The sequence below is a fragment of the Rhodococcus sp. P4_F3_2 genome, assembly GCF_056401335.1.
Map to the genome: position 1 here is coordinate 1 of NZ_JBFUJN010000273.1, position 385 is coordinate 385.

Annotated in this window: 1 protein-coding gene; it reads right to left on the reverse strand. The window is 36.6% G+C overall.

The features are described from left to right. Positions 1-353: DMT family transporter (locus tag AC1DWA_RS33705; RefSeq protein ID WP_477917886.1), on the reverse strand; the 353-nt coding region annotated here is incomplete at its 3' end. Between the last annotated feature and the right edge of the window lie 32 nt (positions 354-385).

Here is a 385-nt window from a genome sequence, read left to right on the forward strand (position 1 = left end):
ACTCCGGCTATGGCAGGAAAAAGTGCCACCATGTATCCACTTTTGGCACCTCCGATTTGTTCTACAAGTTTTAAATAGAATAGCCATGCTCCAAATGAAGCAATCAGTATTAAATAAGTTAGGCCAGACCAATAAGAAGCCGATATCGGAAAACTTATTTTTTGACCTTGAAAAAGAATCACTGTTAACAATAATAAGCCTCCTACAGTGAAGCCTATCGCATTTGCATATAATGGATTTACTTTCCTTTTCGCATTTCTAGCTGATGCAGCATCTCCGACAGCTGTAATAACAGTTCCTAATAAAGCAAGTAAAATGCCTTTCAAATCAGATAAACTGTGAATATTACTCATACTCGGATATAGTAAAATACACACACCTGAAA